This window comes from Moorena sp. SIO3I8 (genome assembly GCF_010692325.1).
Lineage (GTDB): Bacteria > Cyanobacteriota > Cyanobacteriia > Cyanobacteriales > Coleofasciculaceae > Moorena.
Genome location: NZ_JAAHHW010000254.1, coordinates 1 through 3,009, shown reverse-complemented (window position 1 = coordinate 3,009; position 3,009 = coordinate 1). Strand labels below are relative to the sequence as shown.

Here is a 3,009-nt window from a genome sequence, read left to right as displayed (position 1 = left end):
AATTCCTGTAGAATTTGGACAGCAATCACATCCTCTCCATGACCATTGCTCAGGCATAGTAAACGCATGGTTAGTCAGGTTTTAAGATAACTAGGACTTTGGTTGGTTGAAGGTTCGAGGTTGAAGGTTTAAGGTTTAAAGTTTAAGGTTTAAGGTTGAAGGGTTAAAAATGAAGGTTAAAGGTTCGAGGTGTAAGGCTTAAAGGTTAAAGTGTAAAGTGTAAAGTTTAAGGTTAAAAGTTTAATGTGTAAGGTTGAACGCGATGGACTTCGTCCCGCTTTGCTGCGAAGCGCGTAGCCTTTTGGCCAAGGTTCGAGGTTCAAGGTTAGAGGTTGTCTGAGAAGTCTCATTTGCTACAATTACGGTCGATGCCCGGTATTATCCGGGGCACCTCCGCTCCAGAACCGTGCGTGAAAGTTTCCCCTCACACGGCTCCTAAGTATCTTTTTGGCTCCAGTGGATTTGCTGGTGACAGCTTTGGTGAACCGCCATTAGGTTGTTCATTTTCCAGTTGTCATGGTTTCCATCGCTGTGATGGAGGTGTACTCTCTCTTCACCGATGAATTTCATCTTGCAGTATCCACAGGAATGGTTCTGTTTTTTCAAGGCTTTTGCTGTAACATTGTCATATAGTTTGGAATTTCTTCCGCTCCAGTAGACTAGGTCTCCGTCATAGGGAGACTTAGTCCCTTTGACATTTACGTGCTGATTTTGTTCATATCCAACTGCTGGAAAGGCTTTTTCACATAAGTCGTTGGCTTGATACCGGTTTATCTTCTTTTCCTTTCGGAATTTACGATGTGCGGTTTGTTTCATATGCCAGAGACTATCACGTGTTCCGCTCATATCGCAGCTTTTATGATAATTCCTCCATCCACGTACCTTAGATGCTAATTTTTCTGCCTTTACTTTAGCCCCATAGTTCGAGTTGTTGACTACGGCTTTTATCTTCTCACGTATGTTCCGGTGGTTTTCCACTGAGGGAGTAGACCGAAATTTTCCGTTTTTCTGGACGCGGAAGTTCCACCCCAGGAAGTCGAAGCCGTCTGTCGTTTTGGTTAGCTTGGTCTTTTCTTCACTGATTTCCATACCTCTTTCTGCCAGGAATTCCTTAACTTTTTGAAGTACTTTGTCAGCATTGTCTTTTGGCTTGAGTATAAACACCATGTCATCTGCATATCTAATGCCTCTGATTCTGGGGTTTATTTCCTCTATTCCGTTAAGTGCAATATTGGCGAGAAGTGGGCTGACCACGCCTCCTTGGGGCGTTCCTTGCTCCGGGAATTCCGGATTGATGCCTGCTTTTAGACATCTGAATATCCCTATCTTCAGACCCGCAGGTGCTAGCAATCTATCCATGATGGAGTCGTGGGAGATGCGGTCAAAACATTTCTTGATGTCTAGTTCTATTACTCTTTTGTTGATGCCGTTTCGGTCTGATTTCAGGTTTAGGAATAGTATTTTTTGTGCGTCTTGGGCACATCGGCCTGTCCTGAATCCGTAACTGAAGGCACTGAACGTAGCTTCGTGAGCTGGTTCTAGAGCGTATTTTGCTAGACATTGCCATGCTCTATCTTGGATTGTTGGTACTTTCAACATTCTCGTACCCCCATTCTTCTTGGCTATTGGGATTTCCCGTAAGCCTTGGTGCGTCCAATTTTCCGCACTGGAGCCTAGTCTTTTAAGTACCTCGAACCTTTCTTTGTAGGTTAAGGAGGCTTTCCCATCTACTCCGGCAGTTCTTTTTCCTTGATTGAGTTGTGTTACTTGTTGGATTGCCAATAGTTGTGCTGAGCGGGATTTAATTATCAGTTTTTGTAGAGACCGAGCTTTTCTTAAGTCTCCAGCTTGAACTGCTTTATAAACTCGTCTTTGTAGGCGGAATAGGTTCTTTTTATACTGTTTCCAGTTTATCCTTTTCCAGAGGTCACTATATCTATTTGACATGTGTCTACCCATGCTCTCCTTTGATTTGTTTATCTTGATACCCGCCACCAGTTTCTGATGGCATCTTACCCGACAGTAGGGATTCGGCAAGGCAGTTGCTTACTGGGGTTTCGACCGTTACCCAGACCTATTGCTGTCGTTTTTACTTGTTCCATCTGTTAGATTGTTTTGGTGATTTAGGGCAGTCCATTTTGCCTATCCTTTTCTCGGAGATTACAGCTGTCCTTGAAATAACGCTGTGAGAATGAAAGGATGAAGTCTCGCATGTACTAGTCAGATTGCGGCTTCGGGGTAAGACACTTTTTCAGGACTTTTGCTACTGTTACCCTTGTCACCTCCCCATTAGCGGCAGAGTGGCACATCTGATTTACCTCTGATTCCGCCCTGTTGCCAGCTTCACTCTAATGGAATGCCGTCCATTTCGGTGTGGCCAGATAGGGATTCACTTCTCTCCTAAAGGGGTGGACTTTCACCACCATCCATCAGATAGTTAGGAATTTTGGGTTATTACCCGCGATTCCCCCTAGTCATACCCTTCCTTTTTCAGGAAGCTCCTACTAGGAACAAGCCGCACTTCAAGCCCCCGTTGGGTAGGATTCCTTCCTACAGCACGATTCGCCGTGTCCTGGTCACCCTAGATTACCACCAGTACTCTGCGGCCCTGGCTCGCTTCTTTGGAATTGAACCTTTGCCCTTGAGAAACCTTAGCTGTAGATGGTCTTGTCTTACGGGGCTCATACCAAAATGTATAGTGATCATCCCGGTTCTCCACCTCACCGAGGGATTATGCTGGTTAGTTTATCTGGTTGAGCGGGGTAAGATTGCTCGAACCCGATCAGGTGGATAGCAAAACAAACGTGCGTCAAAGCCAAGAGACGAAACCTTAGGATAGGGTCGCCTTAATCAAAAAGTTTTAACCCTTTTATGCATAGCCGACTAACCATAAAGGCGACCCTATCCTTACGGTAACTTCAATACGCGAGTTTATTACACAACTGGCTGTCAAGGGTGTGGTGTTCGCCTTTGATGCGATTAGCACTCAAAAAAAACGGCTCAGTAGAT

At 44.9% G+C, this 3,009-nt stretch carries 1 protein-coding gene; it reads right to left on the bottom strand.

Features of this window, described 5'->3' with window-relative positions:
• Positions 1–435: 435 nt before the first annotated feature.
• Positions 436–1,947, bottom strand: a complete 1,512-nt coding sequence (locus F6K51_RS35810) for a reverse transcriptase domain-containing protein (RefSeq protein WP_293030552.1) — start codon at positions 1,945–1,947, stop codon at positions 436–438.
• Between the last annotated feature and the right edge of the window lie 1,062 nt (positions 1,948–3,009).